This is a genomic window from Glutamicibacter nicotianae, assembly GCF_006539525.1.
Taxonomy (GTDB): Bacteria; Actinomycetota; Actinomycetes; order Actinomycetales; family Micrococcaceae; genus Glutamicibacter; species Glutamicibacter nicotianae.
Map to the genome: position 1 here is coordinate 222,322 of NZ_BJNE01000004.1, position 22,554 is coordinate 244,875.

The following is a 22,554-nucleotide window of genomic DNA, read 5'->3' on the forward strand; positions in this document are numbered from 1 at the left end:
TCGTCGCAACAGGGCCAAGAGCCCGTCGTGGATATGGGGATTCATGGCGGATTTCGCGCGATGTTCCAGGCGAAGACCATAGCTGGCCAAACACTAAGGGTGTTAAATCACCACGGGCCGGGCTGCCATTGTTGGGGCAAGCCCGGCCCGCCGCCGGAAATCAGGGGAAACTCGCTGGCTACAGGCCCAGCTCGTCCTTGCCGTAGGCGAACAGGTAGGGGACGCCGGCTTCTTCTTCGATGCGTTCCTTGGCTCCGGTGTCGCGGTCAACGATCACCGCCACGGCAATGACGTTGCCGCCTGCCTTGCGCACACCTTCTACAGCGGTCAGCGCGGAGCCGCCAGTGGTGGAAGTATCTTCAAGCACGATGACATCGCGGCCTTCAACGCTTGGCCCCTCAACCTGGCGGCCCATGCCGTAGGACTTCTGCGCCTTGCGGACCACGAATGCATCGATGGCGCGCTGCTTGGCACGTGCGGTGTGCATGATGGCGGTGCCTACCGGGTCAGCGCCCATGGTCAGGCCGCCGACATTGGTGAATTCCAGCTTGGCCTCGTCCAGCAGGTCAAGCATGACTTCGCCAACGAGTCCGGATGCTTCCTGATGCAGGGTGACACGGCGCAGATCGATGTAGTAATCGGCTTCCTTGCCCGAGGACAAGGTGACCTTGCCGCGCACAATGGCTAGTTCTTGGATCAGTTCTTTTAGTCGCTCACGCGCGCTGGTTTCGCTCATACCCTCGATTCTAGTCGGCATCATGGCTAGGCTGATTTCATGAACGCAAAACGCCCCTTGGGTTACTGGTTGAAATTGGTGGATTCGCTGATTGACGAGCAGTTTGCAGCGACTCTGGAAGAACACGGTGTGACGCGCAGGCAATGGCAGGTGCTCAACCTGCTGGAGCAGCAGCCTGCCACCGAGGCGCAGCTGGACGCCGGGCTTTCCCCATTCTTCGCTTCCCCGGATGAACCGCAATCATTGCGGGAACACCTTGCCGAGCTGATCGAATCAGGTTGGGTTACGGCAGTGAACGGCGAATATTCCATCACCGAGCGTGGGCACACTTCGCTGCTCAAGCTCAGCGAGCTGGTGGAGAAGATCCGCACCCAGTTCGGCCAGGACCTGGATGGTTCCGAATATGACGCTGTGGTTGAAACCCTGGAGAAGATCGCCCGGAACCTAGGCTGGGATCCCGACCGGGAATCAGCATAGCCCCGCCGGGATTTGTTGAGAACAGATTAACTTTCGTTCCCAGCCGGTGCAGCGGTACCGCACGGCGATGGCTCATGCCTAGGATTAGAAGCATGCGTGAACTGCAAGCAAAGATCATTGAAGAGCTGGGCGTGCGCCCGGAAATCGACCCGGCCGGCGAGATCCGCCGGCGCATCGACTTCCTCAAGGACTATCTGTCCGCCACCGGTGCGAAGGGATTCGTGCTGGGTATTTCCGGCGGCATCGATTCGACTCTGGCTGGTCGTCTGGCCCAGCTGGCAGTTGAAGAGGTGCGAGATGTTGGCGGCGAGGCCCGCTTCGTGTCGGTGCGCCTGCCGCATGGCGTGCAGAAGGATGCTGCCGATGCTCAAGCCGCCATGGATTTCGTGGCTGCCGACGAGCAGTTCGAGGTGAACATCCAGAAGCCGGTCGCTGCCTTCGACGAGGCCCTGGCTGATGCAGGGCACCCGGCGCTGAGCGATTTCAACCGCGGCAACCTCAAGGCCCGCTCCCGAATGCTGATGCAGTATGCCATGGCCGGGGACCGCGGGATGCTGGTCCTGGGCACTGACCACGCGGCCGAGTCGGTCACCGGCTTCTTCACCAAGTTCGGCGACGGTGCAGCGGATCTGTTGCCCTTGGCCGGGCTGAACAAGCGCCAGAACCAGGCGCTGCTGCGCGAGCTGCAGGCCCCTGAGCTGCTGTGGGCCAAGGAGCCGACCGCGGATCTGCTGGATGGCCAGCCCCTGCGCGCAGATGAAGACGAGCTCGGCCTGACCTATCCGCAGATTGACGATTACCTCGAGGGCCGAGAGATCGATCCGTCCGCTGCCGAAGCCATCGAGCGGCGCTTCCTGGGATCACGGCATAAGCGCACCGTGCCTGCCACCTACTGGGACAAGTGGTGGCGCGCCTAGCAGTTATCCCAATCCGGTAATTTCCTTCAGCGCCTGGACATGTTGCGCAAAGGCCTCTTGCCCGGACGAAGTCAGCTTCGCCCAGGTGCGGGGCCTTTTGCCCACGTACCCCTTCTTGATCTGCACGTACCCTCCGGCCTCCAGTGCGCTCAAATGCCGCGACAGCACCGAATCCGAAATGCCGATGGCTTCCTTCAAGGATTTGAAGTCAGCTTCGTCTACTGCTTGCAGGGAACCCATTAGCGAAAGCCGCACCGGGTTGGAGAAATCATCATTGAGCCGTTCACGGGCATGGGAACTCACTTGCGCACCATCGCAATTCCGGTCAGCGACAACGGTGCGGCAACGATGATCCAGATCAACGCGATGACGCCCCAGCCCATGGATCCGGCTCCGAGCAACGCAACAGCCACCGCATAAAGCACCATGCTGATAGTGAATCCCCGGAGGTACATTTTTGAATGCCCGCGCGGCAGCGAGCGGTAGAGCTTCCCGTAGGCCAAGGAAATAGCCATGACGGCGATGGCAAACAAAACCATGATGACGATGAAGCCGGTGAAATTCTCGTCGGGGCGATAGAGCTGCAGCAGCGCCGCCAGCCCGCCCATGAGGACCCCCAGAATGATGCAATAGGTGCCCAGCAATTTGGCACCGTATCCGGCAGCCCGCTGCATTCCCTGTTGCGCCATCCCCAGGGCGGCGAGTTGCTCTTCGGGAGTCATTTCCTTGTCGGGGCTCATTTGATGGCCGCCTTGCGGGCCTTCTGCTGACGCTGGGCATGGATGGAAGTCATGGTCATGCAAAGGGCCACGAAGAAGCCCATGCCGATGAAGAGCAGCGAGTTGTTGCCCGTGGCATAGGCGGTCATGGCCATTGCCGCGAAGGCCAGGCCTGCCGAAACGATGATGACGGTGTACCAAGTGCTGAATGGAATCTTCATTGCCCTGCTCCTTTGACTTCGATCTTCCTTGTTCCTTAACCATAACAAGTGCTTTCCATTTTGGAAAGTACTTGTTATGGTTTGGCAAGAAAAATCTTGAAGGACGCTGGAGCCGGCTACACGAAGGCGCTCACTCCGGTCAGCGCGCGCCCGACGATCAGCGAGTTGATCTCATAGGTGCCTTCATAGGTATGGAGAATTTCGACATCGCAGAAGACCTTGGCCATTTCGAAATCGCTCACCACGCCATTGCCGCCAAGCATCGCCCGGCCCAACGCGGCCGACTCCCTTGCCAGGCGGGTGGCAGTCGACTTCGCCATGGCAGCATCCTCCATGCGCAGTTTTCCACGCTCTTGCTTGCGGGCAATCTCGCACATCATGGAGAGGCAGGCGCCCAGATTGCCTGCGATTTCGGCCAGCGGCTGCTGGATCAGCTGGAAGGCGGCCAACGGCTTGCCGAACTGCTGGCGCTGCGTGGCGTAGGCCTTGCAGATGTCGAGCGTGGCCATCATCGCGCCGGCAGCCTGCCATCCCACCCAAGCGCGCGATTGCATCAGCAGCTGGTTTGCGGCGGCGAAGCTGGTGGCCCCGGGCAACTTGTTCGCTACTGGAATCCGCACATTCTCCAGCCGGATATCCGCATTCTGCATGCCGCGCAGCCCGATCTTGTTCTCGATCTTGGTGGCGCTGTATCCAGGGCGGTCCGATTCAACGAGGTACGCTCCGATCTGCGCAGTCTCCTCGTCCTTGGCCCAGACCAGCGCGAAATCGCTCAGCGTACCCATGCCGATCCAGCGCTTGGCGCCGTTGATGACGTATTCGTCCCCGCCGCGGTGCGCGGTGGCGCCTATGCCTCCGGCGATATCCGATCCATGCTCCGGTTCGGTCAGCGCAAATGCGCCGAAGGCTTCAAACCCGGCGAGCTTGTCCTGCCACCGCGCCCGCTGCTGCTCCGACCCCAGTTCGTGGATCATCCCAAGCACCAGTTCGTTATGGATGCCGACCACTGATGAGGTTGAAATATCGGCCCGGGCGAGTTCTGCATGGATCAGCCCGCGCAGCAGATGAGAGCTGTCCTCCAGCTGCAAACCACCCAGCCCCAATTCGGCCAGCTTGCCGATCAGCTCGGCGGGAAATTCTTCGCGGTTCCAGTAGCCAATCGACTGGCGGCGCACCTCGCGCTGCGCCACCTGGCTGATTTCACGCAGCCGCTGCCGTTCGGCTTCCTCCAGTTGTCCGGTCATATTCAAGAGGTCCATCTGGGGATTCCTTCCAAACCATAGGAAGTCCAAGTATATTGTTGGACTAAGTCTTCTTTTGGGGGGTATGCAAATGACTTCTCCGCTGCCACGCGATCCAATCGCGCAAGCCAGGGAACAGTGGATTTCCCATGGGTGGTCAGCCGAGGCCGATTCCATGGCCGCGATTACCGCGGTGATGCGCACCGCATCGATCTACTTGCAGCGGGCCGACGCCATCCTCAAGCCTCACGGACTGACGTTTGCGCGATTCGAAGTGCTCGCCCTGCTCGGCTTCTCGAAGCGCGGTTCCCTGCCCATGAGCCAGGCCAGCCAGCTGCTGCAGGTTCACGCAACCAGCCTGACCAATTCGGTAGACCGGCTGGAAGCCACCGGCTTGGTGCGGCGCATCCCGCACCCAACCGATGGCCGCACCCGGCTATTGGAGCTCACGACCGCAGGCCAGCAGGTGCTGCCCGCGGCCCGTGACGACCTGAACGAAAAGCTCTTCGCCCGAAGCAATCTTTCGGGCACCGACGCAACCGAAATCTTCGAAATCCTGGCCCGCTTCCGCAAGGCCTCCGGGGACTTCCTATAGCGAGCCGTCGCGGATCGCGTTGATGATCCCGGAGAAGTCGGTGCCCGCATTGCCTTCATCGCTGAATTTGCGGTACAGCGCCGCGGCAAGGGAGCCGAGCTGGGCATCGGTCGTCGTATGCTCCAGCGCACTGGCTGCCAGGCCCAGGTCCTTGGCCATCAATGCGGCGGCGAATCCCGGCTGGTAGTCGCGATTGGCAGGAGAGGCTGGCACCGGCCCAGGTACAGGGCAATTGGTCGTCACCGACCAGCACTGTCCCGAGGCCGAGGAAATGACATCGAACAGCGCCTGGTGCTCCAGGCCCAGCCGTTCTCCGAGCACGAACGCCTCGGCAGCGCCAATCATCGAGATGCCCAGCAGCATGTTGTTGCAGACCTTGGCGGCCTGTCCGGCGCCGTATCCGCCGCAATGCACGATGCGCTTGCCCATATGCTCAAGCACACCGGTGATCTCCTCGAGATCCTCGGACTGCGCACCGAGCATGAAGGTCAGGGTCCCCGCTTCCGCCCCGACGACGCCTCCGGAAACCGGGGCATCGGCGCTGCGATGCCCCGCGTCAACCGCAAGCTGCGCCGCTTCACGGGCCTGTGCTACATCGATGGTGGAGCACTCCAGGAAGAGCGTATTGGGCTTGGCGCTCTCCAGCAGGTATTCACGGTAGGCATCGAGCACGTGCTTGCCCGAGGGGAACATGGTGATGACGATATCGACATCGGTGGCCGCCTCTGCGCCTGTTGCCACGGTGGCTATGCCTGCTTCTGCGGCCGCCTGCACCGCGGCAGGAACCACATCGAAGCCCTTGATCCGGTAGCCGGCTTTGTGCAGGTTAATGGCCATGGGCAGTCCCATATGGCCCATGCCGAGGAATCCGATAACTGGTTTGACGCTCATGAGTGGCTCTTTTCCTCTAGATCTTCAGCGAGCAGTGCGAAAGTCAGTTCTGCTCCTGGCAAGGGTGCCAAGTGCCTTTGCGTGCGTTGGGCCGGAGTTTGGCCGGGGACAGTTTCGGTCCATTGCGGATTGCGGTCCTTGTCGACCACTGCGGCGCGAATGCCCTCGGCGAAATCTGGGTCGTCGAGCCGATGCACGGCGGCCCGGTATTCCCGCTGCAGATCCGTTCTCAAATCGGCTCCAGCCAGGCGAAGGAGTTCTTCGGCTAGGCGTACCGAGCTTGGGCAGGCAGCGGCCAATGCCTTCAGCGCTTCCTGGGCTTGCGGAGAGTCGTTGCGCTCCAGGGCATGCACTACTGCTGGGATGCTTTCCTCGCCAAAGGACTGCACCCATTCTTCGTGCAGGAATCCGGGCTTCGGGCTCTGCGCATAGTCGGCCAGCACTGCCGCAGCGGGCTGGGTTTCCAGCTCGGCGAGCAAGTCAGGGATCTTCTCCTGCGGCACATAGGAGTCGGCCAGGCCCAAGGCGATGGTGTCGGCGGCGCCGAATTTCATTCCGGTCAGGGCCGCCATGCGTCCGGCGGCATGCGGCGCACGCGCCAGCAAATGCGTTCCACCCACGTCTGGGAAGAATCCGATGCCGACTTCCGGCATGCCGCACCGGCTGGCTTCAGTAACAATGCGATGACTGCCGTGCGCCGAAATGCCGATGCCGCCGCCAAGGACAATTCCGTCCATGAGCGCAATGTACGGCTTGGGGTACTCGTCGATCAGGACATTGAGCTGGTATTCAATACGCCAGAAGTCGGCCGAAGCGCCACTGCGGTCCAGGATGTCCCGGTAGATCGCCACGATATCCCCACCGGCGCACAGGCCGCGCTCCCCAGCGCCCATGACCGCTACTTGGGCGATCTCAGGGTCATTGCGCCATTGAAGCAGGGCGTCGAGGAATTCCCGGCACATGTCCGTGGTGAGCGCGTTGAGGGCCTTGGGCCGGTTCAGCGTTATGAGTCCCAGGTGCCCCCGGCGTTCGGTCAGAATCTCAGGCAACAGACTCTCCTTTGAGTGATTGAGGTCACCTACTGGTGTCGAATATACTCGGACTTCCAACTAAATTGAAGTGGCACAGGACAGCAAACTTGATAGGTTGAACTAGTGAAGATTGCAACCTGGAATGTGAACTCGCTGCGAGCCCGCGCCGACCGTGTTGAGGATTGGCTGCGACGCACCGATGTAGATGTCCTGGCTATCCAGGAAACTAAGTGCAAAGACGACAACTTCCCCTGGGAACTGTTCGAGAACAACGACTACGAGGTGGCGCACTTCGGAGTCAACCAGTGGAATGGCGTCGCCATCGCTTCCCGCGTTGGCCTCGAAGATGTTGAACGCACCTTCCCTGGGCAGCCGGAATTCGGCAAGGCCGGAAAGAACCCGATCCAAGAGCCTCGCGCCATCGCGGCAACCTGCGGCGGGGTGCGCATCTGGAGCCTGTACGTCCCGAACGGGCGCGCGCTGGATGACGAGCACATGGGCTACAAGTTGAACTGGCTGGACGTGCTCAAGCAGGAATCCGCCGGCTGGCTGGAGCAGAATCCCCAGGCGCAGATTGCCTTGATGGGCGATTGGAACATCGCGCCAAAGGACGAAGACGTCTGGGACATCGACTTCTTCATCGAGAACAAGATGACCCACGTGTCAGCACCAGAGCGTGCCGCCTTCGCTGCCTTCGAGGAACTGGGCTTCACCGATGTGGTGCGCCCGCATACCGAAGGCCAATACACCTATTGGGACTACACGCAGTTGCGTTTCCCGAAGGGCGAAGGCATGCGCATTGATTTCTCGCTCACCTCGCCGGCGCTCACCGCACGGGTAATCGGTGCGAGCATTGACCGCGAGGAACGCAAGGGCAAGGGCGCCAGCGACCACGCCCCGGTCATCGTGGAGCTGGCCGGCTAGTCATGACGGCAAAGATGACTGGGCCCGCCGCAGAGCTGACGGCCGCCACAGCGCACCTTCGCGTCTATGAGCCGCTGGATGCCTTTGAGGATTGGGCCCAGTCCATCATCTTGCGCACTCCCCGGCGCACCGGGGAGCAATGGGACGCCTTCGAGAACGAGCGGCTCTGGAGCCGCACCCTGCGCAACGTCTCCGACCCGTTCCCGCACGACGAGCCGGAATTCTTCCGCAGCGTGAAGTCCTTGGACTACCAAGGCACCGAGCACACCCGGTACTGCCCAGGACAGCTGCAGGCACGCAGCCTGCTCGCCGCCGAACAAGCCGAAGAAGCCATGCGGACCGAGGTGTTCGACCTGCTGGTGCCGCCGGCAGCGCGGCAGGCCAATGCCCAACGCGTTGATGCCGACCGCCTGGCCAAAGACCTGACCCATCTGCACACGAGGACCTCGTCGTGGGGCATCCCGCTTGGCTGGTTCGCCCTCTTCCGCGAAGATGACGAGCACGAGCTGGTGCATAGCGGCGAGCAGTTGAAATCCGTTCGCATGTACGCATCCTTCGAGCAGGCCATTAATCGCCTGTCTTGGGCAGTGCAGACGCTGGCGACCCATGCGCCGCAGTCGCAGCTTTTCGAGGAGCTGGGCAGCCTGGGCGGCTGGCTGGAAACTTTCGACAGCCGCTCGGTGATTGAACTGGATTATGGACTGCTGGCAGAAATTGTGTGGCCAGATGAATCCGTGAATGATCTGATGCACGGTATTCAGGCATTGGAAGACGAGGACCTGACGAGTGCCGCTGCGGCATACCGCCGGCTGAGCAGTCGCTGGATCGGCCCGCGGCATCTGGGTCGCGCAAACTAGCTAGTCGCGCAAACTAGCTATCTGTCCCCGGATACAGCAAAAGCTCCGGAATCCGGAGCTTCTGTTTAGTATGCGACCCTGACGGGACTTGAACCCGCGACCTCCGCCGTGACAGGGCGGCGCGCTAACCAACTGCGCTACAGGGCCTGGTGCTTTGAATAAATTCAAGTCACACAGTAAAACCCCCGGGATGAACCGAGGGCCTGCGTGGCTCCGACCGGCGTCGATCCGGTGACCTTTCGATTTTCAGTCGAACGCTCTACCAACTGAGCTACAGAGCCTGGTACCACTAAGTGGACACCAAATTTACTATTGGAATAGTAAATTGAGCGACCCTGACGGGACTTGAACCCGCGACCTCCGCCGTGACAGGGCGGCGCGCTAACCAACTGCGCTACAGGGCCTTGCTTTCGCAAGCCAATGGATTTCTCCATCTGGCAACCACTAAGTGGTTGCTTGTACCCCCAACGGGATTCGAACCCGTGCCGCTGCCGTGAAAGGGCAGTGTCCTAGGCCGCTAGACGATGGGGGCCTAAGTTGTTCGCTTCGGTTTCTTGCTTCTCCGTAGCGGACTCCAATAACTATACGCAGTGTTTTTTGCTTTTGCAAAATCGGCTCCTGGGCGGGTTTTGCCCATGCCAAATCGGGTGCACAGGCATAGTCTGAAACCATGCTTTTCGAGATGGATGACGACGAATTCCAAGCCCTGGTCGAACAGGCTATCGACGCGATTCCAGAGGCCGCCTTCGCAATGATGGACAACGTCATCTTCTTCATCGAAGACGAGTACGAGCCTCTCCCTGGAGAGCCGGAAAACCCTGAGATTCTGGGGTTATACGAGGGTGTCGCACTCACGGAACGGGACCTGGATTGGGGCGCCGGCGCACTCCCAGATCGCATTACGATCTTCAAGAATCCGACGCTTCGAGCCTGCGAAACACGTGAAGAAGTGGTGCGGGAAATCGGGATTACGGTGATGCACGAAGTGGCCCACCACTTCGGAATCGACGATGCGAAATTGCACGAATTAGGGTGGTCGTAGCGCCGAAATCGCAAAATCTTCTTTTGAGATCTGCCTCACAAAACAATTAGATTCCGGCGGCCTGCCTCCAGCTGAGAGAGACCAGGGCCACAGGCCAGCGATCGAAACTAGCCGCTGGGGCACATCCTCCACCCGGAAGGCGACGCGGCTCAATTGCGATGCCTATAACCAAAGTGGTGCTTAATAGGCCGGCACTGCCGCACTCGCGCCGGCCCAGCTCGGCGAGACGAGAAATTGCCGCCGGAAGAACTTGGCATGGCCACTTTCCCTTGCCGCCACGGCCAAGTCCGGTGGGCAGCAAAGGAACTTCATGCACTTCGAGGGACGATCCCTTTTAAAGGCAACGCTTTGAGCCGCACCTATTCACCCCGCACGTTACCCAAACTTCATGGCAAGTAAGCCCTTGGTAACGAAGCGAGACGCATCTATTAGTTATTTCCCAATTGCTCTCGATAAGTCACACAGGACCGAAAAACCATTATCTGTGCAGATCATCGCCGAATAGGACCGAGAATTACACGGATGGGATTCATGTGACTGATGTGAACAGTGTTGCCAAGCGTGTCTTAATTGGCCTAATGTGCTATTTGGAGTCTTATCCGAATCGTGACCTTCATATTGCTGAAAGTCACGACTCACGCGCTCCGCGTCATCCATGTACTTAGTGAGGAACGATATGGCTACTCGCCACACGCTCGGTGTTGCTGCAAGCACCCTGGCCCTAGCGGTGTCCTGCCTTGCAGGCGCTTTGCCCGCTTCCGCATCTACTTCAGCTTCACTCCCTCAGTCTGTGGCGATCGCTGCCGCACCAAGCACTTCTGCGCTGCCGTCGGACGCGGAAGTCCAGGAAGCAAAGAAGGACAAAGCTTCGACGAACGCGATGATCGCGCGAATCGAAGCTTCCCTTGCTTCCAGCCGTGCCGAGTTGCAGCGCGTTGAAACCGAAGCCGCTCAAGCCCAGGAATCCCTGCTTACTGCCGGCGAAGAGCGCGATCTGCGCACCGCTGCAGCTGAGAAGGCCGTTGAACAGCTTGAGTACGCAAAGACTTACTTGGAGCAGAGCCGCAACGATCTGGGCGCTATCGCCTCAGATATCTACCGCAACGGCGCTGGCACCTCAACCCTGAGCCTGCTCCTTGATGACAACCAGGAAGGCGACCTGTTCTACAAGGCCGCTACCATCGACGCATTGAGCGAACAGAAGGTTCAGTCCGTCAACACCGCCACCGAGGCCGAGGGCCTCGTTTCGGCTTGGCAGGAGTACGCCGACGCGGCACAGAATGCCGCGCAGGAAGCCGCAGCGAACTATGACGCCGCTGCAGCGACCGCGAACAGCACCTTGGCCATCTACGAAGCGGCTATCGAACCTGAGCAGCAGCTGCGCGATGAATTGATCGGCCACCTTGCAACCTTGAAGCAGAAGGAAGAAGCCGAGGTCCGCCAGGCGGTTGAAGAGCGCGAGGCGCAGGAGCAGGAAGAAACTCTTGCGGAAGTGATCGCCGAAGAGGAAAACGTCAACGTTCCCGAAAAGGACATCTTCACCATTCAGCCGCTCACGATTGAAAAGCCTCGCGAGCTGCAGCAGACCGAACCTGAAGAGGAAACGGTCGAGCCTGAGCCTGAGCAGGTTGAAGAAGAACCGGAAACCACCGAGCCACCTGCAGCTCCAAAGCCGGAACCAACCAAGAAGGCCGAACCTAAGCCGGAACCAACCAAGAAGGCCGAACCTAAGCCCGAACCCACCAAGAAGGCCGAACCGAAGCCGGAACCAACCAAGAAGGCCGAACCGAAGCCAGAGCCAACCAAGAAGGCCGAACCGAAGCCGGAGCCGAAGCCCAAGGCCACCCCGAAGCCGGAGCCGAAGCCCAAGGTCACCCCGAAGCCGACGCCCAAGCCGGAACCAAAGCCAGAGCCGAAGCCTGAGATTGCTCCGCAGTCCAGCAACTACTCGGCAGCGATTTCCTGGGCCTTGAATACTGCAGATGATCCAAGCAAGTACTACGTCTACGGCGCCAACGGACCGGATGCCTTCGACTGCTCGAGCTTCTCGCAGCGCGCCTTCGGCAAGTCCGGCATCAGCCTGCCACGCACCTCGTCCCAGCAGTTCGCCAGCGCCCCGCAGTACGTGTCGCTGAGCAATCTGCGCCCGGGCGACCTGGTGTTCTCGTCATCCAATGGCGGATCCTCGTTCTACCACGTAGCCATCTACATCGGCAACGGCCAGGTAGTCCACGCTCGCAACCCGAGTGCCGGCATCTCGGTGACTCCGCTGAGCTACGTCAACAACCTCTACCCGAAGGCAGCCCGCTACTAAGCTGGATCCCCTCGAGCACGAAGGCCGCGCACCCGGTGGGTGCGCGGCCTTCGTGCATGCTGGCTGTTGCGGCGCGGCTACTGCTCCTGCGCCCTGGTGTCGAAGTCCTTGCGGTTCTCCAGCCGAGGATCGTCCGAGTCCGGCACAACCATGACCGGTCCCTTGGAGTGGTGCAAGACGCCCTGCGAGGTCGAGCCGAGCAGCATCCCGGTGAAGCCGCCACGGCCGCGGGAGCCGGTCACGGTCAGCACCGCATGCTCGGACTCGCGGATCAGCACCTCAACCGGCGGCCCGGAGACCACATCGGTTTCGATCTTCACCGTCGGATAATGCGACTTGAGCCATTTGGTGCCCACGCTCATCTGGTAGCGCACGTCTTCGAGCACGGCTTCCTGGTCCACGGTCGCCGGCATCCAGGCCAGCGCCGCTCCCACCGGCGGCACCGCGCAGATCAGCCGCAGCGTCAGGTCGCTGGCGATGGCCGCCTCCGCTGCCGCCAGCACCGCAGAACGGGCGCGGTCCGAGCCGTCGACGCCGACCACGATGCATTTGCGGTCCGCCGCGACGGCGGCGCCGGCTTCCTCCTGCTCCTTGGCCATGGCCAGCGGAACCACGACAGTTGGGCACTTGGAGTGCGCTGGCAGCGCCGAGGAGACCGAACCGAGCAGGCGGCCCACGAAGCCACCGCGGCCGCGGGTTCCGACTACTACCAATTCCGCGTCCTGGCTCAGATCCAGCAGCACGCCCGACGGGTCCCCGGACTCGATATAGGTGCGGATGGTTGCTGTGCTGCCTTCGAGCTCTGCACGGGCCTGGCGCACAATGTCCTCGGCACCCCCGCGGATCAGATCGTCGTCCAGGGTTGAGTAGCCCGCGTCCATGGAGGATGCGGCAAACACCGGGATGGTATAGGCGGACACGATATTCAATACGCTGCCGCGGCGCACCGCTTCGCGTTCGGCCCAGCGCAAAGCGCATTTGCTCTGCTGGGAACCGTCTACGCCAACGACAATTCCTTCGATCTTCTCTGCTGCTACTGGTGCTTCGTCACTCATCAGACTCGCTCCTCAAATACCTCAGATACAACGGGTTGTGACTTCCCTTACCACCAATGTACTTGCTTCCGCAGTTCTAGGTGTGAGTTGGGTCTAAAGTTTTCGCGTACAGCCTACTGAATAGCTGGATCGATATGAATCAGCGGCTGAAACGTCATAGAATTTTTCCATGCCCTCCTCCACAAAATCCCCGTCCGGGACTGCTATAAGCGCACGCATCGACCGATATTTCAAGATTTCGGAACGGCGTTCAACGTTCTCCACCGAAGTTCGCGGCGGCATCGCCACCTTCTTCGCGATGAGCTACATCGTCGTCCTCAACCCGCTGGTTCTTTCCGGTGCCGATTCCTCGGGCGGCGAGTTGGGCATCCAGCGCGTTGCCGCAGTGACCGCATTTGTCGCCGGCATCCTGACCATCCTGATGGGCATCTGGGCCCGTCACCCATTCGCCATGGCTACCGGCTTGGGCGTCAATGCCTTCGTGGCCATCACCGTGGCCACGAACCCGGAACTGACCTGGGCCGACGTCATGGGCTTGGTGCTCATTGCCGGTGTGGTCATGTTCGGCCTGGTGCTTACCGGATTCCGAACCGCGGTGTTCAACGCGGTTCCCGCCGGGCTGAAGACCGCGATCGTGGTGGGCATCGGCATGTTCATCGCCCTGATCGGCCTGGTCAATGCCGGATTCGTCCAGCGCCTTCCGGATGCCGCGAACACCACCGTGCCGGTGGGCCTGGGCTTCGACGGCGAGCTGATGGGCTGGCCGATCCTGGTCTTCATCGTCGGCCTGCTGCTGACCATGGCCCTGGTGGTGCGCAAGGTCAAGGGCGCAATCCTGATCGGCATCGTCGTTTCCGCGATCCTCGCCAACATCCTCGAAGCCGTCTTCCACATCGGCGCGATGGAAACCAACACCTGGTCGCTGGTGGTTCCGTCGCTGCCTGAATGGACCCTGCCGGACCTGTCGCTGATCGGCCAGGTCAGCGTGTTCGGCGCCTTCAGCAAGATCGGCGTCACCGCCGCCTCGCTGCTGGCCTTCGTCATCCTGCTCTCGATCTTCTTCGACGCCATGGGCACCATGGTGGGCCTGGCTTCCGAAGCCGGTTCCATGGACGAGAACGGGCAGATCCCCGATGTGGACAAGGTCCTGCTGGTGGACGCGGCCGGCGCAATCGTCGGCGGCGGCACCTCGAGCTCCTCGGCGCAGATCTTCGTGGAGTCCGGCGCCGGCATCGGCGAGGGCGCCCGCACCGGCCTGGCCTCGGTGGTCACCGGCCTGCTGATGATCGTGGCGATGTTCCTGAGCCCGCTGATCTACCTGGTGCCTTTCGAAGCCGTGGCTCCGGCCCTGGTGGTCGTCGGCTTCATGATGATCACCCAGGTTTCCAAGATCGACTGGAACGACTGGGGCATCGCGCTGCCGGCCTTCCTGACCTTCACCCTGATGCCGTTCACCTACTCGATCGCCAATGGCATCGGCGCCGGGTTCATCTCCTACGTGTTCATCCGCGCCACCCAGGGACGCGCCAAGGAAATCCACCCATTGATGTGGGTTGTTTCCGCGGCCTTCGTGCTGTTCTTCGGCATCGGCCTGATTGAAATGTGGGCCGGGGTCAAGTAGCCCCGCAGCCCTTCGGCGCCCCGCCATCGCAGTCGCGATGGCGGGGCGCCTTTTGCCTTCGCACCGGCGGGAACTGGATAGGATGGGGCCTATGAGCGAACAGCAGAATACCGCCGGGCAGTGGATCCAGGTGGCAGCAGGCTTGAAGAACCCTTCGATGCGCCGGCTTCTCGGCGCGGTGCTCAGCGGGCAGGGGGCGCCCGAGCCAGCAAGCAAGTCCGAGCGCAAGGACTTGGAACGCTGGGCCAGCATCGGGCTGCTGCGCCACGACGGCTCCGGGTGGGCGCTGGATGATGAACTGCTGGAGAAGACCTTGGCCTCGGCCTCGGCCGCGAAGGCCAACCGCAGCGGGATCCGCCGCTTCTTCGACGGGCACCAGCTGCAATCCCTCCCAGCGAAACCGGCGGACCGCCACGAGGTGGTTCTCTACCTGCGCAACGCGGTCATCGGCGATGGGGAAGAGCTGCGCGAAGAGCAGCTCAATGAACGCCTGCGGGTGTTCCACCCGGACGTCGCGCTGCTGCGCCGCTACATGGTCGACCACGGCCTGCTGCAGCGCGCCGCCGACGGCACCGGCTACCGGATGGGCACCGTCAGCTAGCCGGTAATCGGCGCGGCGCCAGTGGCGAAGCGGCACACGGCTTCGCCGGCAACCAGCTGCGCGGGCAACGGCGCGGTCCGCAGGCTGCGCTCGAAGGCCGGGCCGAGCTTGAGCGGCTCGTCGCTGGCCAGGAACACGATGTTCCCGTAGCGGCGGCCCTTGAGCATCGGCGGGTCGGCGACCATGGCCACATGCTCGAAGACCTCCAGCAGCGTCGCGGCTTCCGCCTTGGCGCCGGCCAGGTCCGCGGTATCGCCGCAATTCATGATGTAGACGCCACCGGTGTCCAGCACCCGCTGCGCTTCACTGGCGTAGGAGGCAGTGGTCAGCTCGCGCGGGGTGGTGCTGCCGGCAAAGACATCGCGGATGATCACATCGCGGCTCGCATCGCTCAAGGTTGGCAGCACCTGCGCCGCGTCCCCCACGCGCAGGCGCACCAGCGGGGCACGCGGCACTTCGAAGTTCACGCGCACCAGCTCGGCCAGCTTGGCATCCAGCTCCACCACGACCTGTCGGGCGTTTTCATAGCTGGCGGCAACCCAGCGGGCCATGGAGCAGCCGCCTCCGCCGAGGTGGAGCACGCGCAGCTTGCGGGCGCGGCCATCAAATTGCCCGGCAGGAAAACCGATGGTGAAGATCGGTTCCATCCAGCGCATGTACTCGAAATCGAGATAGGTCGGATCATCCAAATCCACGTGCGAGGACGGCACGCCGTTGACCTTCAGGATGTAGCGGTTGGCACCGTAGGGATCGGCCTCGATCACCGCCGTACCGGTGTCGATCGGAAATTCTCCGAGCATTGATTCCTTGGTATCCCTAGCCACGTGCGCGCACCATCCGTTGCTCGATCAAGCCTTTCCAGCTGCCAGCCAGGGCTTCGCTGGTTCCATCGGGGGTGAATCCCTGCTTCGCGAAGAAGGCCAGGGCCCGCTCGTTGCCCTGCAAAACCCAGACCAGCGCATCGCGCTCTCCCAGGACCACATCGAGGAGGTGCTGGCCCAGTCCGGTGCCGTAATACTGTTCCAGGACATAGAGCATGCCCAATTCGATCTCTACTCCGGCGTCCTTGTCCTCGTCGATGGCCGGTGTGCCGCCGGCTACCCCGATGATGCGTCCGTCGCGGTCTTCGGCGATGAAGAATTGCGCGCCGGATGCCAGCCCGCGTTCCCACCAGGCTACCTGGCCATCGAGCTGGCCTTCGTGGTGGGTGAAAAATGATTCATCGCGAAGTGCGGCGTACGCTTCCCGCCAGGCGTGCAATTTCATCTGCAGTGCAGGGCGGACGTCTTGTTCAGTAGCCAGTCGGATTCGATAGTCGTTCATTTGCGGCACTTCTCTAGCCTACGGCAGTGGCTTCGCTAATTTCTTCCAACTCACCAAGGCACCCTCCTACTTAAGTAGGATTGCGGACTATCCAGATGTTTGAAAAACTTTTGATGTAGTTGCAAATTTCTTGGCTCAAAAGGGGTTCGGGCTTGGACCGGAATAAAAAGTACGCTGCCTTGACCGGTGGCCTTGTCGGTTCACTGACCCTGACCATCAGCCTTTCCTCGACCTTCTGGGTGATTCTGCTCGGTTGCGTCCTCTTGGCCGCCGGCTTCAGCATTCTAGCCAGATTCGAACGTTTCTGGGGCCCCGCCGAGCCGGACCACTACTACTACATCGTCCCCATGCTGGTTGGTCCAGTAGTTGCGGGCCTGGTGCGCAACACCGAGCAGGCCCTGTGGGTAGGCCCGCCGATGGGCGTGCTTTGCGGGTTGGGCGTGTACTTCTTGATCCTGAAGTCGCCGCCGTTCAAGCAGGACGAAGCCGGGGAACTCGATGCCGAGCTCCCCGAGCACTCTCCTACGCGCTAGCCGTGGCCGCTAGAGGACTCGCGCGAGCGCGAATCCATCCCAGCCTTTGACGCCCACGGTCTGCAGGGCGGTGGCTGATACGCGCGGATCATCGCGCAACCACCGCAAGGACTCCTGGATCCCCCGCACATCGGCCTCCTGCGTCCCGTGCCGAGCCGGGTCATCCAAAACCGCGCCGCTGCGCACCACGTTGTCGAGCACCAGCACGGTCCCTGGATGCGACAGTTTCACTGCCCGTTCGAGGTAGGCCACGTTGTTGCGCTTATCTGCATCGATGAAGATCAGGTCAAATGGCGCAACTCGCTTGGACAACAGCGAATCCAGCGAACCTTGGGCCGCGCCCAACTTGATTTCAACGCGTTCGGACAGCCCTGCCCGCTGCAAGTTCTCGCGTGCAACCGAGGCGTGCAGCGGCTCGAATTCGCAGCTGATGACGGTGCCGGTTTCTCCCACGCCCCGGGCAAGCCAGCTGGTCGAGTAGCCGCCGAGGGTTCCGATTTCCAGGACCCTGCGTGCGCCTGTGATCTCGGCGAGCAGCTGGAGGAACTTGCCCTGGGCCGGGCTCACTTCAATCCGCGGCAATCCGGCGCTATGGGAATGCTCGCGGCCTGCTTCCAAAGCGTCAACACGCAGCCCCAGCTCCCGCTCCAGGTACTCGTCGACTGCCCCGGCATCGCGTTCGGCTGAATGGTGGATCATGACGACATTTTCTCCTCACTATCCTTGATGGCCTTCTCGAGCCGCTGGATCTTGCCGTCAAGCTCGCCCTCGTAGCCGGGGCGGATGTCGGCTTTCAGCACCAGCGATACGCGCGAACCGAATCGGCCAGCAGCCATGGTGGCTTGCTTGACCACCTCCATGACTTCATCCCATTCGCCTTCGATCTCGGTGAACATGGAGCTGGTGCGATTGGGAAGACCGGAATCCCGGACGACTTTCACCGCTTCAGCCACTGCGTCATGGACCGAGCCATTGGGGTTGTCATTACTAGGTGCTACTGAGAAAGCTACAATCATGCTTCCACTGTCCCACTACGCGCTGGGCTTGTCATCTGCCGTGCAGGCAATATTTAGGCAGCCAGTCCACTCGCCCTGAGCAAGATGGCAGCCAGGGCACCAGCAACAACGACGACAAGATAGGGCGCCTTGAAAACCAGCGCAATAATCGCGGCCGCGAGAGCGCCAATCCTGGCATCGATGACCAGTTCCTGTCCCGAGGTGAAGGCATTCACCGTCACCAAGGAAGACAGCAGCGCGATGGTCAGCGTGGCGGCGACATGGGACATGGCCGGCGAGTCCAAGACCCTGCGGGGCACAAAGAAGCCGCAGAGCTTGATGGCGTAGGCCGTTAGGCAGGCCCCGAGAATCCACCAGCTCAACTCGTTCACGCTTTCTCCTCCTCAATGCTTTCCAGTTCACCATGCTCGGTCGCCGCCGGGGCACGGCGGCCGGTGGCCACGGCGTAGATCGCGGCGCAGGCCGCCGTCACCAGAATCGGCAAGCCCGGCGCGGTCACCGGTACCGCCAGCGCGGTAAGGATCGCCGCGGCAATTGCGATCATGATCGGTTCAACTGATTTCAGCCGCGGCCAGAGCAGCCCGATGAAGGCCGCAACCGCGGCGCCATCCAGGCCCCACGCAGCAGGGTCGCCCATGCGTTCGCCGAGCAAGGCGCCAACGAGGGTGAACAGGTTCCACAGGACGTAGACGCCGGCACCTGCGGCGATGAATCCGCGGCGCTTCTCCGCCGGATCCGATTGCCCCAAGCTCACCGCGGTGGATTCGTCGATGGTCACCTGGGCCATCCACGGCACCTGCCGTCCCAGCGGGCGCAAGGTTTGCTTGATCTGCATCCCGTACACGGCATTGCGGATGCCCAGCAGCGAAGCCGCGGAGAATGCCGCCGAGGCGGCACCGCCGCCGGAGATGACCCCGATAAAGGCGAACTGCGAGCCGCCGGTGAACATCAGGGCGCTCAGCGCAACGGTTTGCCATAGATTCAGGCCCGCGGCGATGGACAGCGCCCCGAAGGAAATGCCGTAGAGCCCGGTGGCGATCGCGATGGAAAGGCCCATCTTGGTCGCAGGCGTGAACCAGCTAGCGGACGTGGCGGGCATCGTACCTGACCTTGTAGACACCGCGTTTGACCTTCGCCTCGCCGATTTCAACGTGCTCCAGCTGGTCCAGATGCTTCACGTGGGTGCCGCCGCACGGTTCAGCATTCACCCCGGCGATGGTCACGGTGCGGATGCCCTCTTCATCGATGGTGGTTGTGACTTCACCGCCACCTGCAATGAGTTCATTGACGCGGTCTTGGATCATGGCCTTCGCCGCGGCCCGTTCGTTCTCATCGCCCAACGGCAGATCAACGGTCACCGGATCGAAGTCGAGCCGGGATTGCCCGGGGAAGTGCGAGTGGCCCTTGTGCTGCCAGCCGCGATCTTCACCGGCAAAGCCCAGGACGTGCCCGGCGGTGTGCAGGGCTGCATGGGCAAGGCGCAGCTCGCCATCGATCTCGGCTTCGACCCGATCTCCCACCTGCTTGGTGCCGGCACCGTACAGGATCACCAGACCGTTCTCGCCGCGCTGGACCGATACCGGCAGCCCGTCTACGGTGCCCGAGTCTTCAGGCTGGCCGCCGCCGCGCGGATGGAAGATATTCGGGCTAAGGGCAATCCACTGGCCTTCGTCATCGCTGCCCGCAGCAATGACTTCAGCTTCGGTGGCGAAAACATAGGTGTCCTGCAGGTACAGATTGACCTGTGCGGTTTCTTCGGTGCTCATGTTTCCTAGCTCAGCTCCAGTTCTTTGCGTAGTTCTGCCGGACGGTTGCTGGTCAGTTCCCCAACGCCCAGGTCCACCACGAATTGCGCATCTGCCGGACGGTCGACCGTCCAGATCCGCGCTTTCAATCCTTGCTCCAGCCACCGTCGCACAAGATGCTCGTTGGCTCGGGTCCAGGCGACGCCGGATCCGACGATTCCAGCTCCCCCTGCGTTGATCAGTTCGATTCCTTCAGGCACGGAGCGGTACAGCACCTCGTAGACACCGGCCCTGCCCACGTCACCCGAATCAATCAGTTGCTGGACGTAGTCCGGATTGACTTCGGTCATCAATTGGCACAACAGCGCAGTGCTGACCGTGCGGGCCAGATAGCGCAGGGAATTCGGCTCGAAGCTCATCAAGGTCACGGCAATCTGTCCCTGCGAGCCGGCGGTCCCGGTTTGCGGGTCGAACCCGTGCGCTGCAAGGACCTGCAGCACGCCCTTTTCCAGCAGGTGGCCATAGGGGCTTGGATGCTTGATTTCGATGGCCAAACCAATTGGCTTGCCGCGTTCTTCAATGAGAGCGAAGAGTTCGCCGAGGCTCAGGAGCTGCTCGTTTTCGGTCCCATACTCGGCCGGGACGATGCTCGGTACGACTCCGGTGAAGTCCATGGCTTTCATTTCCGCCAAGGTATATCCGGCAACGAGACCGGATGAATCGGAGGTGCGGTCGACCGTTGGATCGTGGTGGCAAACAACGATTCCGTCTTTGCTCAGATGGACGTCGCATTCAATTCCATCGGCACCTTCGTCGATGGCCTGTAGATAGGCGGCACGAGTGTTCTCCGAATATTTATGGGAGCTGCCGCGATGGGCGAAGAAAAGCGTATCCATGCTTCCTACGCTACGCGATCCCCGCTCCTTGATACTGTAGATTAGCCTTGGCTCGACGCATATTTCATCAACTGCGTTCAGGTCTTTTGCGTGCAGTTGCAAGCTCCTGCGGCCATCATGAAAAACTCGAAACTCCCCGGCAAGAAAAGGTGTCTGCATTTCCGATTCTGCCCCGGATTCCCAAGGCAAAATCGTCATCCGCATGGGATCAGCGAACTCGCCGATAACTGGCTGCAATTGCACCGCTGGAGAGCGGTTGCGCTGAGATCAATTCCAGATGACGGGATTTCTGCAACCCTGCCTGGTGCAGCGTTGGACCATGGCCGGCGATAACTGGGTGAATTAGGAAGTGGTACTCATCGATGAGTTCCATCCTGTCCAGAGCTGTTGCCAGCTTGCCGCTGCCCAGAAGCACACCATCGGGGTACTGGTCTTTCAGCCTCAGTACACAGGCGCGCAGCTCTCCACTTAGCAGGTGGGAGTTATTCCATGAATATGCCGTGCGAGTGCTCGAGACAACGTATTTGGGCTTCGCCTCCAGTTGCTGTGCCCAGCGAAGCAGCGCTGGCGGCGCTGAGATGTCGCCCCGAGCCACAGCTGGCCAGTACTCCTCCATCAGTTCGTAGGTAACACGACCCCAGAGCATCGCTCCATGCGCATTCATCAGACCCGTGAAATAGTCGTGCGATTCATCGTCGGCGATGCCTTCTCGATGATCGACGCAGCCATCCAGCATGACGTTGTAGCTAAATGCCAGTAAACCCATCAGAAGCTCCTGCAGCCATTTGCTTGCCGGACGAACCCCGGTGCCCTGACTCTAGGATTAGGCGCTTATTGCGTCAAGCAGCTGTCTTAGGGCACCAGGGAACTTGCGGTGAACGGGGACTGCGCGATCGCGACAGAAATAACTGTCCACAGTCCAAGACCGGGGTACTCGCTGCCGGGCAGCCATGCCGAGTTCGGCTTCCGCGATCCTATGCTTCAAAGGTAGGCTCGCTGCATGACACAGCCAGACTCAGTCATCAGTTTGTCCCCTGTCCCACACGACCTTGTGCCCATTATCCAGGGCTTGGTCCAAGGCTCTTGGCCAAAGACTGAAGTTGAGCGTGAGGCCCTGTTCGATGCGCTTGGATTCGTATCAGGCACCGCGATTGATTCCGACGACCAGGATTCACCTCATCAGATGACGAGTCTGGACCTCGGCCTGCCAGGAAAAATATCGAGTACTTGGGATACGTACCGTCAACAATTCCTCAGTGTCTGTACGTTCCTCTACAGTTCTCGGGTCCCCCAAGATCCAGTCACCCGGTCTGGGTTTGCTGTTTTGCAGGCAGAACTCTCAGAGGTGTATGGCGCTCCGGAACGCCCCTGGGAAGACGAGGATCAGTCCATTCGCATTTGGCGATGCAATGGCCGGAGCATCACCTTGCAGTTATTCAATCGGCGGGATAGCACCGTGATGCTCACGGTTGAAGATTTGGCGCTCGCTTCAGTCATTGAATCTGAAGAAGCGGCCCATTAGCCTTCTCAATTCTTGGATCGGATGAAACAAGCCCTTGCCACGGCGATTGTTCCCGCGGCAGCGCCAATCAACGCGACGGCAAGCACGATCAGTAGAACTTTGATCAGGGTCTACGGGATATGCAGCGTGAACTACGCTATTCCGATAGCAAAAACGTCATCAAACACCAGTGATGCGATCGCCGGTCCTGCGGACAGGAGCGACGCTTTCTCAGCCATACCTCGATGATGGGCCGGCTGCGAGGCTGGACAACAGCCGCGGCAATTAAACGAGTGCA

28 protein-coding genes and 4 tRNA genes are annotated in these 22,554 nt (G+C 61.1%); 11 read left to right on the forward strand and 21 right to left on the reverse strand.

The window, feature by feature from the left end; all coding sequences use genetic code 11:
• Positions 1-178: 178 nt before the first annotated feature.
• Positions 179-736, reverse strand: a complete 558-nt coding sequence (gene pyrE, locus ANI01nite_RS07260) for an orotate phosphoribosyltransferase (RefSeq protein WP_174787674.1) — start codon at positions 734-736, stop codon at positions 179-181.
• 39 nt (positions 737-775) lie between these two features.
• Between pyrE and ANI01nite_RS07265 the strand changes: the two genes are divergently transcribed.
• Together ANI01nite_RS07265 and nadE are read left to right on the forward strand one after the other, a co-directional pair.
• On the forward strand, positions 776-1,213 hold the full coding sequence (locus tag ANI01nite_RS07265; protein ID WP_038992004.1) for a MarR family winged helix-turn-helix transcriptional regulator: 438 nt from the start codon (positions 776-778) through the stop codon (positions 1,211-1,213).
• Positions 1,214-1,305: 92 nt separating this feature from the next.
• A complete protein-coding gene (gene nadE / locus ANI01nite_RS07270) occupies positions 1,306-2,130 on the forward strand; it encodes an NAD(+) synthase (protein ID WP_141357050.1) in 825 nt (274 codons plus the stop codon).
• Positions 2,131-2,133: 3 nt separating this feature from the next.
• Here nadE and ANI01nite_RS07275 read toward each other — a convergent pair whose 3' ends face one another.
• The 4 genes from ANI01nite_RS07275 to ANI01nite_RS07290 all read right to left on the reverse strand — a co-directional run bounded on the left by ANI01nite_RS07275 (position 2,134) and on the right by ANI01nite_RS07290 (position 4,329).
• Entirely contained in the window at positions 2,134-2,433 is a 300-nt protein-coding gene (locus tag ANI01nite_RS07275; RefSeq protein ID WP_038992006.1) for a winged helix-turn-helix domain-containing protein, read from the reverse strand.
• A complete protein-coding gene (locus ANI01nite_RS07280) occupies positions 2,430-2,870 on the reverse strand; it encodes a hypothetical protein (RefSeq protein ID WP_141357052.1) in 441 nt (146 codons plus the stop codon). Before ANI01nite_RS07280 ends, ANI01nite_RS07275 begins: the two co-directional genes overlap by 4 nt.
• Positions 2,867-3,070 (reverse strand): hypothetical protein, encoded by a 204-nt coding sequence (locus ANI01nite_RS07285; RefSeq protein ID WP_141357054.1) that lies wholly within the window; start codon positions 3,068-3,070, stop codon positions 2,867-2,869. Before ANI01nite_RS07285 ends, ANI01nite_RS07280 begins: the two co-directional genes overlap by 4 nt.
• A 116-nt stretch (positions 3,071-3,186) precedes the next feature.
• The gene (locus ANI01nite_RS07290) at positions 3,187-4,329 is read right to left on the reverse strand and encodes an acyl-CoA dehydrogenase family protein (protein ID WP_141357056.1); all 1,143 of its coding nucleotides are present in this window, start codon (positions 4,327-4,329) and stop codon (positions 3,187-3,189) included.
• Positions 4,330-4,402: 73 nt separating this feature from the next.
• On the opposite strand from ANI01nite_RS07290, the gene ANI01nite_RS07295 reads away from it, so the two are divergent.
• Positions 4,403-4,906 (forward strand): MarR family winged helix-turn-helix transcriptional regulator, encoded by a 504-nt coding sequence (locus ANI01nite_RS07295; RefSeq protein ID WP_038992010.1) that lies wholly within the window; start codon positions 4,403-4,405, stop codon positions 4,904-4,906.
• On the opposite strand, the gene mmsB is transcribed toward ANI01nite_RS07295, so the two are convergent.
• A complete protein-coding gene (gene mmsB, locus ANI01nite_RS07300) occupies positions 4,901-5,797 on the reverse strand; it encodes a 3-hydroxyisobutyrate dehydrogenase (RefSeq protein ID WP_121865967.1) in 897 nt (298 codons plus the stop codon). The two genes, ANI01nite_RS07295 and mmsB, sit on opposite strands and share 6 nt — an antisense overlap.
• Complete coding sequence (locus ANI01nite_RS07305) at positions 5,794-6,846, reverse strand: 3-hydroxyisobutyryl-CoA hydrolase (RefSeq protein WP_141357058.1); 1,053 nt, start codon at positions 6,844-6,846, stop codon at positions 5,794-5,796. Before ANI01nite_RS07305 ends, mmsB begins: the two co-directional genes overlap by 4 nt.
• 105 nt (positions 6,847-6,951) lie before the next feature.
• On the opposite strand from ANI01nite_RS07305, the gene ANI01nite_RS07310 reads away from it, so the two are divergent.
• Both ANI01nite_RS07310 and ANI01nite_RS07315 read left to right on the forward strand, forming a co-directional pair.
• Entirely contained in the window at positions 6,952-7,752 is an 801-nt protein-coding gene (locus ANI01nite_RS07310) for an exodeoxyribonuclease III (RefSeq protein ID WP_121865965.1), read from the forward strand.
• A gap of 2 nt (positions 7,753-7,754) precedes the next feature.
• The gene (locus ANI01nite_RS07315) at positions 7,755-8,609 is read left to right on the forward strand and encodes a DUF8083 family protein (protein WP_255314451.1); all 855 of its coding nucleotides are present in this window, start codon (positions 7,755-7,757) and stop codon (positions 8,607-8,609) included.
• Between the two features lie 73 nt (positions 8,610-8,682).
• On the opposite strand, the gene ANI01nite_RS07320 is transcribed toward ANI01nite_RS07315, so the two are convergent.
• The 4 genes from ANI01nite_RS07320 to ANI01nite_RS07335 form a co-directional block, all read right to left on the reverse strand.
• Positions 8,683-8,756, reverse strand: a tRNA-Asp gene (locus ANI01nite_RS07320).
• Positions 8,757-8,817: 61 nt separating this feature from the next.
• Positions 8,818-8,890: transfer RNA gene (locus ANI01nite_RS07325), tRNA-Phe, on the reverse strand.
• Between the two features lie 49 nt (positions 8,891-8,939).
• A tRNA-Asp gene (locus ANI01nite_RS07330) sits at positions 8,940-9,013 on the reverse strand.
• A gap of 55 nt (positions 9,014-9,068) precedes the next feature.
• A tRNA-Glu gene (locus tag ANI01nite_RS07335) sits at positions 9,069-9,141 on the reverse strand.
• 138 nt (positions 9,142-9,279) lie between these two features.
• On the opposite strand from ANI01nite_RS07335, the gene ANI01nite_RS07340 reads away from it, so the two are divergent.
• The gene (locus ANI01nite_RS07340; RefSeq protein WP_066143491.1) at positions 9,280-9,651 is read left to right on the forward strand and encodes a metallopeptidase family protein; all 372 of its coding nucleotides are present in this window, start codon (positions 9,280-9,282) and stop codon (positions 9,649-9,651) included.
• Between the two features lie 676 nt (positions 9,652-10,327).
• Complete coding sequence (locus ANI01nite_RS07345) at positions 10,328-11,965, forward strand: C40 family peptidase (protein ID WP_141357060.1); 1,638 nt, start codon at positions 10,328-10,330, stop codon at positions 11,963-11,965.
• A gap of 77 nt (positions 11,966-12,042) precedes the next feature.
• On the opposite strand, the gene ANI01nite_RS07350 is transcribed toward ANI01nite_RS07345, so the two are convergent.
• A complete protein-coding gene (locus ANI01nite_RS07350; RefSeq protein WP_066143486.1) occupies positions 12,043-13,020 on the reverse strand; it encodes a universal stress protein in 978 nt (325 codons plus the stop codon).
• A 169-nt stretch (positions 13,021-13,189) separates the two neighbouring features.
• Between ANI01nite_RS07350 and ANI01nite_RS07355 the strand changes: the two genes are divergently transcribed.
• Both ANI01nite_RS07355 and ANI01nite_RS07360 read left to right on the forward strand, forming a co-directional pair.
• Positions 13,190-14,641, forward strand: coding sequence for an NCS2 family permease (locus ANI01nite_RS07355; RefSeq protein WP_141357062.1), 1,452 nt, complete (start codon positions 13,190-13,192; stop codon positions 14,639-14,641).
• Positions 14,642-14,732: 91 nt separating this feature from the next.
• The gene (locus ANI01nite_RS07360; protein ID WP_170214597.1) at positions 14,733-15,242 is read left to right on the forward strand and encodes a DUF2087 domain-containing protein; all 510 of its coding nucleotides are present in this window, start codon (positions 14,733-14,735) and stop codon (positions 15,240-15,242) included.
• On the opposite strand, the gene ANI01nite_RS07365 is transcribed toward ANI01nite_RS07360, so the two are convergent.
• Together ANI01nite_RS07365 and ANI01nite_RS07370 are read right to left on the reverse strand one after the other, a co-directional pair.
• Positions 15,239-16,042, reverse strand: coding sequence for a spermidine synthase (locus ANI01nite_RS07365; RefSeq protein WP_141357066.1), 804 nt, complete (start codon positions 16,040-16,042; stop codon positions 15,239-15,241). The genes ANI01nite_RS07360 and ANI01nite_RS07365 overlap by 4 nt on opposite strands.
• Positions 16,043-16,058: 16 nt before the next feature.
• Positions 16,059-16,565, reverse strand: coding sequence for a GNAT family N-acetyltransferase (locus tag ANI01nite_RS07370; protein ID WP_255314452.1), 507 nt, complete (start codon positions 16,563-16,565; stop codon positions 16,059-16,061).
• A gap of 152 nt (positions 16,566-16,717) precedes the next feature.
• Here ANI01nite_RS07370 and ANI01nite_RS07375 point away from each other — a divergent pair, with 152 nt between their 5' ends.
• Positions 16,718-17,098, forward strand: a complete 381-nt coding sequence (locus tag ANI01nite_RS07375) for a hypothetical protein (protein ID WP_141357069.1) — start codon at positions 16,718-16,720, stop codon at positions 17,096-17,098.
• A gap of 9 nt (positions 17,099-17,107) precedes the next feature.
• On the opposite strand, the gene ANI01nite_RS07380 is transcribed toward ANI01nite_RS07375, so the two are convergent.
• The 7 genes from ANI01nite_RS07380 to ANI01nite_RS07410 are packed head-to-tail and all read right to left on the reverse strand — an operon-like array spanning position 17,108 to position 21,521.
• A complete protein-coding gene (locus ANI01nite_RS07380; protein ID WP_141357071.1) occupies positions 17,108-17,797 on the reverse strand; it encodes an O-methyltransferase in 690 nt (229 codons plus the stop codon).
• Complete coding sequence (locus ANI01nite_RS07385; protein ID WP_038992021.1) at positions 17,794-18,114, reverse strand: thiamine-binding protein; 321 nt, start codon at positions 18,112-18,114, stop codon at positions 17,794-17,796. Before ANI01nite_RS07385 ends, ANI01nite_RS07380 begins: the two co-directional genes overlap by 4 nt.
• Positions 18,115-18,167: 53 nt before the next feature.
• Positions 18,168-18,485, reverse strand: coding sequence for an AzlD domain-containing protein (locus ANI01nite_RS07390; protein ID WP_141357073.1), 318 nt, complete (start codon positions 18,483-18,485; stop codon positions 18,168-18,170).
• A complete protein-coding gene (locus tag ANI01nite_RS07395; RefSeq protein WP_236641124.1) occupies positions 18,482-19,213 on the reverse strand; it encodes an AzlC family ABC transporter permease in 732 nt (243 codons plus the stop codon). The genes ANI01nite_RS07390 and ANI01nite_RS07395 overlap by 4 nt, the downstream gene beginning before the upstream one ends.
• Positions 19,194-19,880, reverse strand: a complete 687-nt coding sequence (locus tag ANI01nite_RS07400) for a serine-tRNA(Ala) deacylase AlaX (protein ID WP_038992022.1) — start codon at positions 19,878-19,880, stop codon at positions 19,194-19,196. The genes ANI01nite_RS07395 and ANI01nite_RS07400 overlap by 20 nt, the downstream gene beginning before the upstream one ends.
• Positions 19,881-19,885: 5 nt before the next feature.
• Positions 19,886-20,959 carry a glycerophosphodiester phosphodiesterase gene (locus ANI01nite_RS07405; protein WP_141357076.1) on the reverse strand — a complete coding sequence of 358 codons (1,074 nt, stop codon included), beginning with the start codon at positions 20,957-20,959 and terminating at the stop codon, positions 19,886-19,888.
• Between the two features lie 4 nt (positions 20,960-20,963).
• A complete protein-coding gene (locus ANI01nite_RS07410; RefSeq protein WP_038992024.1) occupies positions 20,964-21,521 on the reverse strand; it encodes a dihydrofolate reductase family protein in 558 nt (185 codons plus the stop codon).
• Positions 21,522-21,755: 234 nt separating this feature from the next.
• Between ANI01nite_RS07410 and ANI01nite_RS07415 the strand changes: the two genes are divergently transcribed.
• Positions 21,756-22,277 (forward strand): hypothetical protein, encoded by a 522-nt coding sequence (locus ANI01nite_RS07415; protein WP_121865956.1) that lies wholly within the window; start codon positions 21,756-21,758, stop codon positions 22,275-22,277.
• Positions 22,278-22,554 lie beyond the last annotated feature (277 nt).

Excerpts from the sequence above, each read along its gene's own strand:
- pyrE (WP_174787674.1), bottom strand. The coding sequence starts at position 736 with ATGAGCGAAACCAGCGCGCGTGAGCGACTAAAAGAACTGATCCAAGAA.
- ANI01nite_RS07265 (WP_038992004.1), top strand. The coding sequence starts at position 776 with ATGAACGCAAAACGCCCCTTGGGTTACTGGTTGAAATTGGTGGATTCG.
- nadE (WP_141357050.1), top strand. The coding sequence starts at position 1,306 with ATGCGTGAACTGCAAGCAAAGATCATTGAAGAGCTGGGCGTGCGCCCG.
- ANI01nite_RS07280 (WP_141357052.1), bottom strand. The coding sequence starts at position 2,870 with ATGAGCCCCGACAAGGAAATGACTCCCGAAGAGCAACTCGCCGCCCTG.
- ANI01nite_RS07285 (WP_141357054.1), bottom strand. The coding sequence starts at position 3,070 with ATGAAGATTCCATTCAGCACTTGGTACACCGTCATCATCGTTTCGGCA.
- ANI01nite_RS07290 (WP_141357056.1), bottom strand. The coding sequence starts at position 4,329 with ATGGACCTCTTGAATATGACCGGACAACTGGAGGAAGCCGAACGGCAG.
- ANI01nite_RS07295 (WP_038992010.1), top strand. The coding sequence starts at position 4,403 with ATGACTTCTCCGCTGCCACGCGATCCAATCGCGCAAGCCAGGGAACAG.
- mmsB (WP_121865967.1), bottom strand. The coding sequence starts at position 5,797 with ATGAGCGTCAAACCAGTTATCGGATTCCTCGGCATGGGCCATATGGGA.
- ANI01nite_RS07315 (WP_255314451.1), top strand. The coding sequence starts at position 7,755 with ATGACGGCAAAGATGACTGGGCCCGCCGCAGAGCTGACGGCCGCCACA.
- ANI01nite_RS07340 (WP_066143491.1), top strand. The coding sequence starts at position 9,280 with ATGCTTTTCGAGATGGATGACGACGAATTCCAAGCCCTGGTCGAACAG.
- ANI01nite_RS07345 (WP_141357060.1), top strand. The coding sequence starts at position 10,328 with ATGGCTACTCGCCACACGCTCGGTGTTGCTGCAAGCACCCTGGCCCTA.
- ANI01nite_RS07350 (WP_066143486.1), bottom strand. The coding sequence starts at position 13,020 with ATGAGTGACGAAGCACCAGTAGCAGCAGAGAAGATCGAAGGAATTGTC.
- ANI01nite_RS07355 (WP_141357062.1), top strand. The coding sequence starts at position 13,190 with ATGCCCTCCTCCACAAAATCCCCGTCCGGGACTGCTATAAGCGCACGC.
- ANI01nite_RS07360 (WP_170214597.1), top strand. The coding sequence starts at position 14,733 with ATGAGCGAACAGCAGAATACCGCCGGGCAGTGGATCCAGGTGGCAGCA.
- ANI01nite_RS07365 (WP_141357066.1), bottom strand. The coding sequence starts at position 16,042 with ATGCTCGGAGAATTTCCGATCGACACCGGTACGGCGGTGATCGAGGCC.
- ANI01nite_RS07370 (WP_255314452.1), bottom strand. The coding sequence starts at position 16,565 with ATGAACGACTATCGAATCCGACTGGCTACTGAACAAGACGTCCGCCCT.
- ANI01nite_RS07380 (WP_141357071.1), bottom strand. The coding sequence starts at position 17,797 with ATGATCCACCATTCAGCCGAACGCGATGCCGGGGCAGTCGACGAGTAC.
- ANI01nite_RS07385 (WP_038992021.1), bottom strand. The coding sequence starts at position 18,114 with ATGATTGTAGCTTTCTCAGTAGCACCTAGTAATGACAACCCCAATGGC.
- ANI01nite_RS07395 (WP_236641124.1), bottom strand. The coding sequence starts at position 19,213 with ATGCCCGCCACGTCCGCTAGCTGGTTCACGCCTGCGACCAAGATGGGC.
- ANI01nite_RS07400 (WP_038992022.1), bottom strand. The coding sequence starts at position 19,880 with ATGAGCACCGAAGAAACCGCACAGGTCAATCTGTACCTGCAGGACACC.
- ANI01nite_RS07405 (WP_141357076.1), bottom strand. The coding sequence starts at position 20,959 with ATGCGGATGACGATTTTGCCTTGGGAATCCGGGGCAGAATCGGAAATG.
- ANI01nite_RS07410 (WP_038992024.1), bottom strand. The coding sequence starts at position 21,521 with ATGGGTTTACTGGCATTTAGCTACAACGTCATGCTGGATGGCTGCGTC.
- ANI01nite_RS07415 (WP_121865956.1), top strand. The coding sequence starts at position 21,756 with ATGACACAGCCAGACTCAGTCATCAGTTTGTCCCCTGTCCCACACGAC.